This window comes from Streptomyces flavusporus (assembly GCF_046267975.1).
Classification (GTDB): Bacteria; Actinomycetota; Actinomycetes; order Streptomycetales; family Streptomycetaceae; genus Streptomyces; species Streptomyces flavusporus.
Genome location: NZ_CP176503.1, coordinates 1,327,999 through 1,342,237 on the forward strand (window position 1 = coordinate 1,327,999; position 14,239 = coordinate 1,342,237).

The window sequence follows — 14,239 nt, forward strand, 5'->3', positions numbered from 1 at the left end:
GCCGCTCACTTCAGCCTGCTCGAGGCGAGGATGGACACGAGGTGCAACACGGTCTGCAGCAGCGCGATGCCGGCCAGCACCGCGACGCCGAGCCGGGAGAAGAACAGGTCGCCGCGGACCTGGTCGACAATCGCCAGGACCAGGATCAGCAGGGACGCCTCGATGCCGAGGATCAGTCGGTGGAACTTGAGCGCGGCGGCGGCCTTGCGGGCCAGCGCCATACCGGAGGAGCGCATCTCGGCGGCGGCCTCCTTGACCGGCGGCAGGCCGCCCTGGTGGCGGGCGACACCGACGAGGTCGGTCTCGGCCTTGATCAGGATGGCGCCGAGGGCGGCGAGGGTGCCGAGGAAGGCCCACAGCCAGTCGATACGGCCGCTGCCCCACAGGTCGGCGGCGCGCAGGCCGAAGCCGACGAGGACCGCGGCATCGGTGAGGTAGGCGCCGACGCGGTCCAGATAGACACCGCCCAGCGAGTACTGCTTCTTCCAGCGCGCGATCTCGCCGTCGACGCAGTCCAGCAACAGGTAGAGCTGGACCATGACCACGCCGAGCACCGCCCCCGGGATCCCCGGCACCAGGAGTGCCGGGGCCGCGAGGACACCGCAGACGGTCATCAGGTACGTGAGCTGGTTGGGCGTGACCCTGGTGTTCACCAGGTAGCGGTCGACCCGCAGGGACACCTCGCGCATGTAGAGGCGTCCCATCCAGTGCTCACCGCTGCGCCGGTCCTTCACCCCCGCGGGGTGAACGACGGGGCGGAGTTCAGCTACCGATGGCCTTGACATAGTCGGCGTAGATGTCCTTGATCTGGTCGGTTGTCAGGTCGAGGTGTTCGAGGATCGTGTAGCGGCCGGGCCGGGTCTGCGGAGCGAACTCCACGACGCGGACGAACTCGTCGTCCGTGAAGCCGATCTCCTCCGGCAGCACCGGAAGTCCGTGCCGACGCAGCACCTCGGCCATGTAGGCCGACTCCTCGTGGGCTCCGCGCAGGTACATCGCGAAGGCCGCGCCAAGACCGCACTGCTCACCATGGGAGGCGGCGCGCCTCGGGAACAGCAGGTCGAAGGCGTGGTGGATCTCGTGGCAGGAGCCGGAGGCGGGGCGGGAGTCACCGGAGATCGACATCGAGATGCCGCTGAGGACCAGCGCCTCGGCGAGCACCTGGAGGAAGTCGTTGTCGCCGATACCGCCGGGGTGCCTGAGGACCGCCTCGCCGGCCTGGCGGGCCATGGCCGCGGCGAGACCGTCGATCTTCTCGCCGTTGACGCGGTTGGACAGCTCCCAGTCGGCGACCGCGTTGATGTTGGAGATCGCGTCGCCGATACCGGCCCGAACGAAACGGGCCGGGGCCTCGCGGATCACGTCCAGGTCGATGACGACCGCGATCGGGTTCGGCACACCGTACGAGCCGCGGCCCGCGTCGTTGTCGAGGGTGGCGACCGGCGAACACAGGCCGTCGTGCGCAAGGTTGGTGGCGACGGCGACCAGCGGAAGGCCGACGCGTGCCGCCGCGAACTTGGCACAGTCGATGATCTTGCCGCCGCCGAGCCCGACGACCGCGTCGAAGTGGCCGGCCTTGATGTCGGCGGCCAGCCGGACGGCGTCGTCGAGGGTGCCGCCGCCGACCTCGTACCAGGTGGCGCCGGGCAGCTGCGGGGCGACCCGGGCGCGCAGCCGGGCGCCGGAGCCACCGCTGACGGCGACGGCGAGCTTGCCCGAGTGCGAGATGCGTTCGTCGGCGAGTACACCGGCCAGGTCGTCGAGGGCACCCGGGCGGATGTCCACGACGACCGGCGAGGGTATGAGCCGGGTCAGTACTGGCACGCGATCTCCCGTCCCCGGGCGAGATCGTCGTGGTTGTCGATCTCGACCCACGGCACGTCGCCGATCGGGGCCACGTCGATCCGGAAGCCGCGGCTCACGAGCTCCTGGTAGCCGTGCTCGTAGAACTGCTGCGGGTCGTTCTCCCACACCGTGCGCAGGGCGTCGGCCAGTTCGGGCGCGGCATCGCCCTCGATGAGGGTGACGCCGATGTACTCGCCGGTGGCCTCGGCCGGGTCCATCAGCTTGGTGATCTTCTGGACGCCCTTGGCGGGGTCGACGACGACCTTCATCTCCTCGTCGGCCAGCGACTTCACGGTGTCGAGGGCGAGGATGATCTTCTTGCCGTCGCCGCGGGCGGCGAGCAGCGTCTTCTCGACGGAGACCGGGTGGACGGTGTCGCCGTTGGCGAGGATCACGCCGTCCTTGAGGGCGTCACGGCCGCACCACAGGGAGTAGGCGTTGTTCCACTCCTCGGCCTTGTCGTTGTCGATGAGGGTGAGCCGCAGACCGTACTTCTGCTCCAGGGCCGCCTTGCGCTCGTAGACGGCCTCCTTGCGGTAGCCGACGATGATCGCGGCCTCGGTCAGGCCGATCTCGGCGAAGTTGCCGAGGGTCAGGTCGAGAACTGTGATTCCGTCGGTCCCGTCCTCGGTGCCCGCGGGCCCCACCGGCACCAGTGCCTTGGGCAGGGTGTCGGTGTAGGGGCGCAGACGCCGGCCGGCGCCGGCTGCCAGCACGAGGCCGATCATGCGGGTTCTCCTTCGTCGTGTACGGCGGGAGCCCCTGCGGACACCCAGAAGCGGGTGCTCTCGACGAGCACCACCAGGGCTACGGCCACGGCGAGGACCGTGAGCGCGACCTTGAACTGCGCGGCGGTCAGCAACACGGCAAGCACGGTGACCACCAGCGTCCGGCCCTCATGCCCCCCGATCGCCCGCACCAGCCAGTGCGGGGGCGCACCCGCGTTGCCGCGGATGCGGTAGACCGTGTCGTAGTGATGGTAGGCAACGGCCGCAACCAGCCCGAAAGCAGCGGGAAGCGCTCCGTTCACCTCGGATTCAGCCGCCAGGATGAGGACGGTGCCGTACTCGGCGGCCCGGAAGAAGGGCGGAACCAGCCAGTCCAGGGCGCCCTTGAGGGGGCGTGCGACGGCGACGGCGGACAGGGCGGCGTACGCGATCGCGCACAGCAGGGTCTGCCATGCGGCGCCCCAAACTGCGGCGGAGATCACTACGAGGAGACCGCCGACGGCAGCGCTGAGAGGCGCCGGGAAACGTGGGGCGGTGCGCTTCAGCAGTTCCACGAGCGGACCGCTGTCCGCGAGGTCGGCCAGCGCCTGCGCCGCGCGGTCGGTGCGCCGGGCCTTGCGGGTCAGCGACCGCAGGACGCGGCCCGCCGTGGTGTACGTGGCCGCGAAGGCACAGCCGATCAGCAGCACGTAGAAAGTGATGCGGGGGGTGGTGGCCGCCGTCAGCACGGCGATCAGGGCCCAGCGCTCGCCGATCGGCAGGACGATCATCCGGCGCAGCCACACCGTCCAGCCGACGCTGTCCAGCTTGTCGGAGAGGGCGGCGGTGGGGCTGGTGTTGGCCGTGGCGTCGTGGTTGGCCTCGTTGAAGGAGAAGTCGACGACGTGCCGGCAGGTCTGCAGGACCATCGCGCCGAGTGCGAGGGCCCACACGTCGTCGCCGCCACGGGCCGCGCCGAGCGCGAGGCCCGCGTAGTAGGCGTACTCCTTGGCCCGGTCGAAGGTCGCGTCCAGCCAGGCGCCGAGGGTGGAGTACTGGAGCGAGTAGCGGGCGAGCTGGCCGTCGGTGCAGTCCAGCACGAAGGAGGCGATCAGCAGGACGCCGGCCGCGATGAAGCCGCCCCGGGTGCCGGTGGCGGCGCAGCCCGCCGCGATCAGGGCGGTGACGAGGGAGGCGGTGGTGACCTGGTTGGGGGTGAGGCCGCGGCGGGCGCACCAGCGGGCGATGTAGCGGGAGTAAGGGCTGATGAAGAAGGTGGTGAAGAAGCCGTCGCGGGCCTTCACGGCCGACTTCAGGCGTACGGCCTCGTCGTCGACGGCGGCGACGGCCTGCCGTGCCTCGTTGCGGGCCTGCGGGTCCGCGGGGACCGCGGCGACCAGACTGCCGAGCTCGGGACGGTGCACGTCGGCGTCGAGGGCGGTGACGATACGGTCGGCGAGGCCGCCGACGAGGGTCGTCCCGGCGCCGGCCGAGTTCTCGCGGGCCAGCGCGCGGGTCAGTGCCCGGCGGCCGGCCGGCTGGGCCGTCACGGCGCCCGGGATCGCGGCGAGCGGGAAGCGGGGGTCGGTGAGGCCGAGGCGCAGGGCGTGCAGGTGGCCGACGAAACCCGCGTCGACCACGGCAACCCGTTCGTCGGCCGGCACCTGGGCGAGGAGGGTCTCGGCGGCGGCCGGGTCGGCGGCGGTACGCACCTCGAAGCCGAGGGACCGCAGATCGTCCTCGATCGACGATCCGGGGACCGGCTGGCCGGTGAGGATGGCGGTCGACAACCGAACTCACTCCCTGGGTGCCGACGCATCCACGTCGGCCGTGTGCATGGTGGAGGCGCCCCCGGGCCGCGTGATCGGCTGCGCCAGGCGGGCGACATGTCGGCAGAGGCTATCGGATGATGACAAGCCTGTGTTCACCGGCCGTTCATGGCCCGGTCGACACGGTCTGCTGGGACCTCCGCGTCGATCATCATCAGGGATGCCGGGCCCGCCGCACAAAATCGCGGTCCCAGAACGGGCATTCACGGCATCCGGCACCCCGGCGGGGGCCGACGGCCCTTTCGGCCGGGCTTAGGGTGGGCTGCCATGACATGGCTGATCACCGGCGGTGCCGGATACATCGGGGCACACGTGGCATGGGCCATGGCCGGGGCCGGGGAGCGCGTGGTCGCGCTGGACGACCTGTCGGCCGGGGTTCCGGCGCGGCTCCCGGCGGACGTCCCACTGGTTCGCGGGTCGTCGCTGGACGGGGCGCTGCTGAAGCGGATCCTCGCCGAGCACGCGGTGACGGGTGTGGTGCATCTCGCCGCGCGCAAGCAGGTCGCCGAGTCCGTGGCGCAGCCGACGCGGTACTACCGGGAGAACGTGGGCGGACTCGCGACACTGCTCGACGCGGTCGCCGAAGCCGGAATCGAACGGTTCCTGTTCTCCTCGTCGGCGGCCGTCTACGGCAATCCGGATGTGGAACTCATCACGGAGGACACACCGTGCGCCCCGATGAGTCCGTACGGCGAGACCAAGCTGGCCGGTGAACGGCTGGTGCGGGCGGCAGGCCGGGCGCACGGGATCGCGACGGTGTGCCTGCGCTATTTCAACGTGGCGGGCGCTGCCACGCCGGAGCTGGCCGACACCGGTGTCTTCAACGTGGTCCCCATGGTCTTCGACCGGCTCACCCGCGACCGGGCACCGCGGATCTTCGGCGACGACTACCCGACGCCGGACGGCACCTGCATCCGCGACTACATCCATGTCGCCGACCTCGCCGACGCCCACCTCGCGGCGGCCCGGCGGCTGTCCGCACCGGACACCGCGGGCGACCTCACGGTGAACATCGGCCGGGGCGAGGGCGTCTCGGTGCGCGAGCTGGTCACGCTGATCGGTGAGGTGACCGGGGACACGCGTCCGGCAGTCGTCGAGGCGCGTCGCCCCGGGGACGCCCCGCGTGCGGTCGCCTCGGCCGAGCTGGCGGCGAGGGAGCTGGGCTGGACGGCCCGGCGCGGGGTGCGCGAGATGGTCGGCTCGGCTTGGCGGGGATGGCTGCTGCACCACGGCGGATGATCATCGAAGCACTCTGACCTGACCTGCTGTTCGTTTGCGCAGGTCAGGGCATATGACAACGGTGTTCAGTGCCGCGTTGCCCGATGTCCCCCGCCCGTAGTTCACTGTGTTCTCGGACCGATCGCAGGAGGGCGGCTTTTTCATGGGGGCTGGGCACGATCACGGGCATGCGCACGCCGCGCCGGTCAGCGGCACGGCGGCCGCGGCGTACCGCGGCCGGCTGCGGATCGCGCTGTGCATCACGCTCACCGTCATGGTGGTCGAGATCGTCGGCGGCGTGCTCGCGGACTCCCTCGCGCTGATCGCGGACGCCGCGCACATGGCGACCGACGCGGTCGGCCTGGGCATGGCCCTGCTCGCGATCCACTTCGCCAACCTCCCGGCGAGCGCGAACCGCACCTTCGGATACGCCCGTGCCGAGATCCTCGCCGCGCTCGCCAACTGTCTGCTGCTGCTCGGGGTCGGCGGGTACGTCCTGTACGAGGCGATCCAGCGGTTCATCACCCCGGCCGGCACCGAGGGCGGGCTGACGGTTGTGTTCGGTCTGGTCGGTCTGGTCGCGAACATGATCTCGCTCACGCTGCTCGTGCGCGGTCAGCGGGAGAGCCTGAACGTGCGCGGCGCCTTCCTGGAGGTCGCGGCCGACGCGCTGGGCTCGGTCGCGGTGCTGATCTCGGCGGTGGTGATCCTCACCACCGGCTGGCAGGCCGCCGACCCGGTCGCCTCGCTCGTCATCGGCCTGATGATCGTGCCGCGGACGCTGAAGCTGCTGCGCGAGACCCTCGACGTACTGCTGGAGTCGGCCCCCAAGGGCGTCGACATGGCGGAGGTCCGGGCCCACATGCTGGCGCTGGACGGCGTGGAGGACGTCCATGACCTGCACGCCTGGACGATCACGTCGGGCCTGCCGGTGCTGTCCGCGCATGTGGTGGTCCGCTCCGACGTCCTGAACGCGATAGGGCACGAGAAGATGCTCCACGAGCTCCAGGGCTGCCTGGGCGACCACTTCGACGTGGAGCACTGCACCTTCCAGCTGGAGCCGAGCGGGCACGCGGAACACGAGGCCCGGCTGTGCTACTGACGCCCGGCCGCCGGTGATCCGGTGATCCGTCGGGGTGGAGCGCATCGGTCCGGCGCGCGATCGCGTCCTGGTAGTCGTACGCCCCCGTCGCGGGCGGTTCTCCCCGATCCGCGCCGGGCACGATCACCTACCGGGCCCCTCTTCCGGTGCCGACGCGCCGGGAAGTGCCGGAAGCACCGGATTCGTACGGCAGACTGGGGCGCGAGGAACGAGGCGAAGGATGGGTATGCCGATCACACCTGCCACCGCGACGCACAGCTCGTCGAACGGCACCGCGGAAGCGATCCTGCTGGAACTGGTCGACGAGGACGGCGTGACGATCGGCACCGCGGAGAAGCTCGCCGCCCATCAGCCCCCGGGACAGCTGCACCGGGCGTTCTCGGTGTTCCTGTTCGACGACTACAGCCGGCTGCTGCTCCAGCAGCGGGCGCTGGGCAAGTACCACTCCCCCGGCGTGTGGTCCAACACCTGCTGCGGCCACCCGTACCCGGGCGAGGCGCCGTTCGCTGCGGCGGCCCGGCGGACGTACGAGGAGCTCGGGGTCTCGCCGGCGCTGCTCGCCGAGGCGGGCACCGTCCGCTACAACCACCCGGACCCGCACTCGGGCCTGGTGGAGCAGGAGTACAACCACCTCTTCGTCGGCCTGGTGCAGGCGCCGCTCCGGCCGGATCCGGAGGAGGTGCACTCGACGGCCTTCGTCACCCCCGACGAGCTGGCGGAGCGGCACGCCAAGGACACCTTCTCGTCCTGGTTCATGACGGTGCTGGACGCGGCCCGCCCCGCGGTCAGGGAGCTGACCGGCCCGTCCGCGGGTTGGTGACCCTCACAGCAGCCGGGCGTGGTCGAGCGGCAGGGCGGCCCAGATCACCTTGCCGCCGCTCGCCGTGTGCTCGACGTCGCACACCCCACCCGCCTCCCGGGTGACCTCCCGTACCAGGAGCAGGCCCCGGCCGCCCGTCCGGCCGTGGTCGGCCTCGAGGGCGGTCGGGCGGTAGGGGTGGTTGTCCTCCACGGACACCCGCACCCACTCGGCGCCGACGGCGACCTCCACGGCGAGCATCGGCGACAGCAGCGCCGCGTGCCGGACGGCGTTCGTGACCAGCTCCGAGACGATCAGCAGCAGGCCCTGGACCAGCTCGTCCGAGACCGGGACCCGCTGGCGGATCAGCAGGTCCCGTACCGCGTGCCGGGCCTGCGGGACCGAGGCGTCGACGGCGGGGGCGGTGAACCGCCACACGCCCTCGAACGGCAGCGGCTCGCGCGTCCTCGGTTCGACCGGTGCATCCGCGCCGCCTTCTGGGCGTGGGGCGGGCCCGCGCCCGTGGTTCTCCATCGTCCGGTCGCCACCCTTGTGCTCGATTGTCACCACACGTCGAGTGTTGGTAACGAGCCGCTCCACGCCGGAGACCTGAACACAAGTCAGCTGTTATCGAACACTTCTGATCGTTGGCGTATGACACGGTCAGTTGTGGGACTGCTCCTGTCCCACTCATGCAGGCTTTGCGAACTCTTCGGGTTGTACGGGTTTGCAGTGCCCGGAACACAGCAGCTGAGGTACCTGCGGCTAGCATCCCGCGCATGGAGCCCCAGCTGTCGCACCGGGTCGCCGACTCGGTGGCCACCGTCGTGATCGATCATCCCACCAAGCGCAACGCCATGACGGCCGCGATGTGGCGGGCGCTGCCGCCGCTGCTCGACGCCCTGGCCGCCGATCCGGACGTACGCGCCCTGGTGCTGACGGGTGCGGGCGGCACGTTCTGCGCGGGGGCCGACATCTCCACGCTCCGGGGCTCGCCGGAGACGGCGCAGGCGCTGGCCGTGCAGGCCGAGGAGGCGCTCGCTGCGTTTCCGAAGCCGACGCTGGCGGCGATCCGCGGGCACTGCGTGGGCGGCGGGGCACAGCTCGCGGCGGCCTGCGATCTGCGGTTCGCGGAGCAGGGCACGCTGTTCGGGGTGACACCGGCGAAGCTGGGGATCGTGTATCCGGCCTCCGCCACCCGGCGCTTGGTGGCGCTGGCCGGTCCGGCCACCGCCAAGTACCTGCTGTTCTCGGGCGAGTTGATCGGCACCGAGCGGGCGTTGCGCACGGGGCTGATCGACGGGGTGCTGCCCGAGGGCGAACTCGACAAGCGCGTGGCCGAGTTCGCCCGAATACTGGTGTCCCGCTCGCAGCTGACGCAGGCCGCGGCGAAGGAGTTCGCCGACGGACGTACCGACCGGGACGCCCACTGGGCGGACCGGGCGCGCGGCAACACCGACACCGCTGAGGGCGTCACCGCGTTCCTGGAGCGCCGGCGGCCGCGCTTCACGTGGAGCGTGTCCACGTCAGGATGAAACGGCCCGGCCTGGCACCCGTGCGTGCCGGGTGCATGGTCGACGACGGGTGCGGTACCCGGACGTCACCTGGTCCTGGTGAGCGTTGCCTGGTCCTGGTGAACGTTGCGGAGACGAAAGGAGATTCCAGTGTTCCGCGCTCTCGCTGATGTCCTGCGGCAGATCGGCGGCGCCGTTGCCACCGTCGTGACGCTGCCGTTCCGGGCGGTGGCCCGCCTGCTCGGCGGAGTCTCGGGGTCCGGCCGGCGCGGCGCGCGGCACGTCTGACGGCCGCCGCCCCGCCGCAATCGCGCCCTGGTCCCCCGCTGTCGGTGCCACCTGCCACAATTGCCGCGCAACCCGAAGTGGAGAAGGCGGTACGGGATCGTGACGACACCCCTCGTAGGGTCCATCGAAGGCAGGATCGCCGAGGAGCTCGGCGTACGGGAGCGGCAGGTCAAGGCTGCCGTGGAGCTGCTCGACGGCGGTTCGACGGTGCCCTTCATCGCCCGCTACCGCAAGGAAGCGACCGAGATGCTCGACGACGCGCAGCTGCGCACGATCGAGGAGCGGCTGCGCTATCTGCGGGAGCTGGAGGAGCGGCGGACGGCGATCCTGGAGTCGGTGCGCGAGCAGGGCAAGCTCACCGAGGAGCTCGAGGCGCAGATCCGGGGCGCCGAGACGAAGGCGCGCCTGGAGGACATCTATCTGCCGTACAAGCCGAAGCGGCGTACGAAGGCGCAGATCGCGCGCGAGGCCGGCCTTGAGCCGCTGGCAGAGGGGCTGCTCGGCGATCCGGCCGTCGATCCCCTCGCCGCGGCCGCCGCGTTCGTGGACGCCGACAAGGGCGTGGCCGATTCGCAGGCCGCGCTCGACGGCGCCCGCGCCATCCTCACCGAGCGGTTCTCGGAGGACGCCGACCTGATCGGCGAGCTGCGCGAGCGGATGTGGGTGCGCGGGCGGCTGGCGGCCAAGGTGCGGGAGGGCAAGGAGGAGGCGGGCGCGAAGTTCGCGGACTACTTCGACTTCGCCGAGCCGTTCACCGACCTGCCCTCGCACCGGATCCTGGCCATGCTGCGCGGCGAGAAGGAGGAGGTCCTGGACCTCGTCCTGGAGCCGGAGGAGCCCACCGAGGGGCCTTCTTCGTACGAGGGCATCGTCGCGCACCGGTTCGGCATCGCCGACCGCGGGCGCCCCGCCGACAAGTGGCTGCTGGACACGGTCCGCTGGGCCTGGCGGACCCGCATCCTCGTCCACCTCGGCATCGACCTGAGGCTGCGGCTGCGTACCGCGGCCGAGGACGAGGCGGTGGGCGTGTTCGCGGCGAACCTGCGGGACCTGCTCCTTGCCGCCCCGGCGGGTACGCGCGCGACGCTGGGCCTGGACCCCGGATTCCGTACGGGTGTGAAGGTGGCCGTGGTGGACGCAACGGGCAAGGTCGTCGCCACGGACGTGATCTATCCGCACGTCCCGGCCAACAAGTGGGACGAGGCCATTGCCAAGCTGGCCCGGCTCGCCAAGGAGCACGCGGTCGAACTGGTCGCGATCGGCAACGGCACGGCGTCGCGCGAGACGGACAAGCTCGCCGGTGAACTGATCAGCAAGCACCCGGAGTTGAAGCTCACCAAGGTGATGGTGTCCGAGGCGGGCGCCTCGGTGTACTCGGCGTCGGCGTTCGCCTCGCAGGAGCTGCCCGAGCTGGACGTGTCGCTGCGTGGTGCGGTGTCGATCGCGCGCCGCCTCCAGGACCCGCTCGCCGAGCTGGTGAAGATCGACCCGAAGTCGATCGGTGTGGGCCAGTACCAGCACGACCTGTCCGAGGTGAAGCTGTCGCGTTCGCTGGACGCGGTGGTGGAGGACTGTGTGAACGGCGTCGGCGTCGACGTGAACACCGCGTCCGCGCCGCTGCTCGCGCGCGTCTCCGGCATCTCCTCCGGACTCGCCGAGAACATCGTGGCGCACCGCGACGCCAACGGCCCGTTCAAGTCCCGTTCGGAGCTGAAGAGCGTGGCCCGGCTGGGTCCGAAGGCGTACGAGCAGTGCGCGGGCTTCCTGCGCATCCGCGGCGGGGACGACCCGCTGGACGCGTCCAGCGTGCACCCGGAGTCGTACCCGGTCGTCCGGCGCATGGTGAAGACCTCCGGCCAGGAGGTGGCTTCGCTGATCGGCAACAGGGGCGTGCTGCGCTCGCTGAGGCCGCAGGACTTCGTGGACGACACGTTCGGTCTGCCGACCGTGAGCGACATTCTCAAGGAGCTGGAGAAGCCGGGGCGCGACCCGCGGCCCGCGTTCAAGACGGCCACCTTCAAGGAGGGCGTCGAGAAGATCTCCGACCTGCAGGCGGGCATGGTCCTGGAGGGTGTCGTGACCAACGTGGCCGCGTTCGGCGCGTTCGTCGACGTCGGCGTGCACCAGGACGGTCTGGTGCATGTCTCCGCGATGTCGAAGACGTTCGTCAAGGACCCGCGGGATGTCGTCAAGCCGGGTGACATCGTCAAGGTGAAGGTGCTCGACGTCGACATTCCGCGCAAGCGGATCTCGCTGACGCTGCGGCTGGACGACGAGGCGGCCCCGCAGGGTCAGCCGTCCGGTGAGCGCCGACAGCAGCGGGGCGGCGGGCGCCCGCCGCAGCAGCGACAGGGCGGCCGTGGAGGCGGGGCCGGCGGCGGCCGCCAGGCGCCGGCCCCGGCGAACAGCGCGATGGCCGACGCCCTACGCCGGGCGGGGCTGCTCGACCCGAAGAAGGGCCGGGGCTGAAACGCGCGGGCCCGGCCCCTGTACCGCACGGGGTCGGGCCCGTTCCGGCCCCTCGTGCTGCAGGGGCCAGGCCCGCGCCCCGCGCCGTACGGGTCCAGGCCGCGCCCCGCGCCATACACGTCGAACCCGCGCCCCGCGCCATACACGTCGAACCCGCGCCCCGCGCCGTACGGAGCCGGGGCCGCCCACGCCGTATGGGTCCGGGCCCGCGCCCTACCGACTTCGGGGCTCTGCTGCCCGTACCGTGGCGGTATGACCACTTCGCGTGCAATCACCTGGGACGTCACCGCGAGCCGCGGTTACGAGACCGCCTGGGTCGAGTTCGAAGGCGGGACCCTGCGGGCCCGTGGCCGGGCGGTGGGGACGGCTCCGGAGGCGTACTGGATCTCGTACGAGCTCGAAACCGGTGACCGCTATGTGACGCGGCGGCTGCGGGTGATCGCCGAGACCGCGGAGCACACGCATGCCCTTGATCTGCGGCACGACGGGCGGGGCGGGTGGACGGCCGACGGGGAGCCGGTGCCGGAGGTCGGTGGGGCGCTCGACTGCGATCTGGGATTGTGTCCGCTGACCAACACGATGCCGGTGCTGCGGCACGACCTGCATCGGACAGCCGGGGAACGGGAGTTCCTGATGGCCTTGGTGTCGGTGCCGGACCTGACCGTGCAGCCGTCGCGGCAGACCTACACGCACCTCGCGCGCACCGACGGCGGCGGGCGGGTGGGGTTCGCCTCGGACGGCTTCCGCAGTGAGATCGAGTTCGACGCGGACGGCTGTGTGGTCGACTACCGCGGGCTGGCGACGCGGCTGACGCCCCGTTAGCGCTCGGTCACCTTGCCGTCGGCGACCTCCAGACGGCGCGTCACATGGACCGCATCCAGCATGCGACGGTCGTGGGTGACCAGGAGCAGGGTGCCGGTGTAGGCGTCCAGGGCGGACTCCAGCTGCTCGATGGCGGGCAGGTCGAGGTGGTTGGTCGGCTCGTCGAGGACGAGGAGGTTGACGCCTCTGCCCTGGAGGAGGGCGAGGGCGGCGCGGGTGCGTTCGCCCGGGGAGAGCGTCGCGGCGGGGCGCAGGACGTGGTCCGACTTCAGCCCGAACTTGGCCAGCAGTGTGCGTACTTCGACCGGCTCGGTGTCCGGGACCGCCGCGCGGAACGCGTCCAGCAGCGCCTCGGGGCCGTGGAACAGCTTGCGGGCCTGGTCGACCTCACCGACCAGGACGCCGGAGCCGAGGGCGGCATGCCCGGCGTCCAGGGGGACGCGGCCGAGCAGGGCACCGAGGAGGGTGGACTTGCCGGCGCCGTTGGCACCGGTGACCGCGATCCGGTCCGCCCAGTCGATCTGCACGGAGACCGGGCCGAGGACGAAGTCGCCGCGCCGCACCTCGGCGTCGCGCAGGGTCGCCACGACCGCGCCGGATCGTGGCGCGGCGGCGATCTCCATCCGCAGCTCCCATTCCTTGCGCGGCTCGTCGACGGCCTCGAGCCGTTCGATCATGCGCTGGGTCTGCCGGGCCTTGGCGGCCTGCTTCTCGCTGGCCTCGCTGCGGAACTTGCGGCCGATCTTGTCGTTGTCGTTGCCCGCCTTGCGCCGGGCGTTCTTCACGCCCTTGTCCATCCAGGCGCGCTGCATCTGCGCGCGGTCCTGGAGGGCGGCCTTCTTGTCGGCGTACTCCTCGTACTCCTCGCGGGCGTGCCGGCGGGCCACCTCGCGTTCCTCGAGGTAGGCCGCGTAGCCGCCGCCGTAGAGGTTGATCTGCCGCTGGGCGAGGTCGAGTTCGAGGACCTTGGTGACCGTGCGGGTGAGGAACTCCCGGTCGTGGCTGACGACGACCGTGCCGGCGCGCAGGCCGCTCACAAAGCGTTCGAGGCGCTCCAGGCCGTCCAGGTCGAGGTCGTTGGTCGGCTCGTCGAGCAGGAAGACGTCGTAGCGGGAGAGCAGCAGGGAGGCGAGTCCCGCGCGGGCGGCCTGGCCACCGGACAGGGAGGTCATCGGCTGATCGAGGCCCACCGCGAGGCCGAGCGAGTCGGCGACCTCCTCGGCCCGCTCGTCCAGGTCGGCGCCGCCGAGGCCGAGCCAGCGCTCCAGGCTGGTGGCGTACGCGTCGTCGGCGCCGGGAGCCCCGTCGACCAGCGCCTGGGTGGCCTCGTCCATGGCCCGCTGGGCCTCGGCGACACCGGTGCGGCGGGCGAGGAACTCGCGCACCGACTCGCCCGCCCGGCGCTCCGGCTCCTGCGGCAGATGCCCGACCGTCGCGGTCGGCGGGGAGAGCCGCAGCTCGCCCTGTTCGGGCGTGTCGAGCCCGGCGAGCAGGCGCAGCAGCGTGGACTTGCCCGCGCCGTTGGCACCGACGAGCCCGATCACATCGCCGGGCGCGACGACGAGGTCGAGGCCCGTGAAGAGCGCGCGGTCGCCGTGACCGGCGGCGAGGTTCTTGGCGACGAGGGTGGCAGTCATCAGACCGTC

13 protein-coding genes are annotated in these 14,239 nt (G+C 71.5%); 7 read left to right on the forward strand and 6 right to left on the reverse strand.

All coding sequences use genetic code 11. The annotated features are described in order from the left end of the window. Positions 1-5: 5 nt before the first annotated feature. Genes ACKTSN_RS06645 through ACKTSN_RS06660 form a run of 4 tightly spaced genes read right to left on the reverse strand, consistent with a single transcriptional unit; the run spans position 6 to position 4,342 of the window. Entirely contained in the window at positions 6-785 is a 780-nt protein-coding gene (locus tag ACKTSN_RS06645) for a CDP-alcohol phosphatidyltransferase family protein (RefSeq protein ID WP_409468223.1), read from the reverse strand. Next, complete coding sequence (locus tag ACKTSN_RS06650; RefSeq protein WP_409468224.1) at positions 763-1,824, reverse strand: iron-containing alcohol dehydrogenase family protein; 1,062 nt, start codon at positions 1,822-1,824, stop codon at positions 763-765. Before ACKTSN_RS06650 ends, ACKTSN_RS06645 begins: the two co-directional genes overlap by 23 nt. Then, positions 1,812-2,573, reverse strand: a complete 762-nt coding sequence (locus ACKTSN_RS06655) for a sugar phosphate nucleotidyltransferase (protein ID WP_409468225.1) — start codon at positions 2,571-2,573, stop codon at positions 1,812-1,814. The genes ACKTSN_RS06650 and ACKTSN_RS06655 overlap by 13 nt, the downstream gene beginning before the upstream one ends. Next, the gene (locus ACKTSN_RS06660; RefSeq protein WP_409468226.1) at positions 2,570-4,342 is read right to left on the reverse strand and encodes a DUF5941 domain-containing protein; all 1,773 of its coding nucleotides are present in this window, start codon (positions 4,340-4,342) and stop codon (positions 2,570-2,572) included. Before ACKTSN_RS06660 ends, ACKTSN_RS06655 begins: the two co-directional genes overlap by 4 nt. A 306-nt stretch (positions 4,343-4,648) precedes the next feature. Here ACKTSN_RS06660 and galE point away from each other — a divergent pair, with 306 nt between their 5' ends. The 3 genes from galE to idi all read left to right on the forward strand — a co-directional run bounded on the left by galE (position 4,649) and on the right by idi (position 7,521). Continuing rightward, positions 4,649-5,620 (forward strand): UDP-glucose 4-epimerase GalE, encoded by a 972-nt coding sequence (galE, locus tag ACKTSN_RS06665; protein WP_409468227.1) that lies wholly within the window; start codon positions 4,649-4,651, stop codon positions 5,618-5,620. Positions 5,621-5,762: 142 nt separating this feature from the next. Continuing rightward, positions 5,763-6,701 carry a cation diffusion facilitator family transporter gene (locus tag ACKTSN_RS06670; protein WP_409468228.1) on the forward strand — a complete coding sequence of 313 codons (939 nt, stop codon included), beginning with the start codon at positions 5,763-5,765 and terminating at the stop codon, positions 6,699-6,701. A 226-nt stretch (positions 6,702-6,927) separates the two neighbouring features. Further along, complete coding sequence (gene idi / locus ACKTSN_RS06675; RefSeq protein ID WP_409468229.1) at positions 6,928-7,521, forward strand: isopentenyl-diphosphate Delta-isomerase; 594 nt, start codon at positions 6,928-6,930, stop codon at positions 7,519-7,521. A 3-nt stretch (positions 7,522-7,524) separates the two neighbouring features. On the opposite strand, the gene ACKTSN_RS06680 is transcribed toward idi, so the two are convergent. Continuing rightward, positions 7,525-8,034, reverse strand: a complete 510-nt coding sequence (locus tag ACKTSN_RS06680) for an ATP-binding protein (RefSeq protein WP_409474758.1) — start codon at positions 8,032-8,034, stop codon at positions 7,525-7,527. Between the two features lie 245 nt (positions 8,035-8,279). Here ACKTSN_RS06680 and ACKTSN_RS06685 point away from each other — a divergent pair, with 245 nt between their 5' ends. The 4 genes from ACKTSN_RS06685 (at position 8,280) to ACKTSN_RS06700 (ending at position 12,593) form a co-directional block, all read left to right on the forward strand. Next, positions 8,280-9,035, forward strand: a complete 756-nt coding sequence (locus tag ACKTSN_RS06685) for an enoyl-CoA hydratase/isomerase family protein (RefSeq protein ID WP_409468230.1) — start codon at positions 8,280-8,282, stop codon at positions 9,033-9,035. A 129-nt stretch (positions 9,036-9,164) separates the two neighbouring features. Further along, positions 9,165-9,302, forward strand: coding sequence for an LPFR motif small protein (locus ACKTSN_RS06690; protein WP_409468231.1), 138 nt, complete (start codon positions 9,165-9,167; stop codon positions 9,300-9,302). Positions 9,303-9,401: 99 nt separating this feature from the next. Next, the gene (locus ACKTSN_RS06695) at positions 9,402-11,771 is read left to right on the forward strand and encodes a Tex family protein (RefSeq protein ID WP_409468232.1); all 2,370 of its coding nucleotides are present in this window, start codon (positions 9,402-9,404) and stop codon (positions 11,769-11,771) included. Between the two features lie 252 nt (positions 11,772-12,023). Next, positions 12,024-12,593 (forward strand): putative glycolipid-binding domain-containing protein, encoded by a 570-nt coding sequence (locus ACKTSN_RS06700; RefSeq protein ID WP_409468233.1) that lies wholly within the window; start codon positions 12,024-12,026, stop codon positions 12,591-12,593. On the opposite strand, the gene ACKTSN_RS06705 is transcribed toward ACKTSN_RS06700, so the two are convergent. Then, on the reverse strand, positions 12,590-14,230 hold the full coding sequence (locus ACKTSN_RS06705; RefSeq protein WP_409468234.1) for an ABC-F family ATP-binding cassette domain-containing protein: 1,641 nt from the start codon (positions 14,228-14,230) through the stop codon (positions 12,590-12,592). The two genes, ACKTSN_RS06700 and ACKTSN_RS06705, sit on opposite strands and share 4 nt — an antisense overlap. Between the last annotated feature and the right edge of the window lie 9 nt (positions 14,231-14,239).